The sequence below is a fragment of the Cupriavidus sp. FW305-F7 genome (assembly GCF_058782875.1).
Map to the genome: position 1 here is coordinate 1 of NZ_JBYSYC010000152.1, position 522 is coordinate 522.

The 522-nt window shown below is 66.3% G+C and carries 1 protein-coding gene; it reads left to right on the forward strand.

Features of this window, described 5'->3' with window-relative positions; translation table 11 throughout:
- On the forward strand, positions 1 to 522 hold a 522-nt coding region (locus AC3WL8_RS40050; protein ID WP_492380276.1), incomplete at both ends, for a LysR family transcriptional regulator.

The following is a 522-nucleotide window of genomic DNA, read 5'->3' on the forward strand; positions in this document are numbered from 1 at the left end:
GGCACGACGCTGTTCGAGCGACAGGCGCGTGGCGTCAGGCCGACCGAGGCCGCCGCGCATCTGCTTGAGTTCTGGCGCGGCTACCGATCGCATCAGGAAAAGCTCGAGGACCAGCTCCATGCACTGAAGGGCCTGCAGCAGGGGCAGGTCCAGCTGGTCCTGAGCGAGGGGTACGTGGATGGGCTGGTCAATGAAGTGCTGGCGCCGTTCTGTGCGCAGTACCCGCAGCTCGACATCGGCATGGAGATCCTCGGCGTGGATCAGGTGCTCGACGCCGTGGCCGAAAGTCGTGCGCACATCGGACTTGCCTTCAATCCGCCGCCACATCCGCGCATCGAGTATCTGGCGAGCTCGTCGCAGCCGGTCGGGCTGCTGGTGCGGCCCGACCATCCCTTGGCATTGCGTGGCGGCGCGGCCAGCGTCAAGGACATCTTGTCCTGGCCGCTGGCCATGATGCCGGCGTCCTTCGGCGTCGGGCACGCCGCCAAGATGCTCGAATTCGCGGAGAACATCAGGATCCGG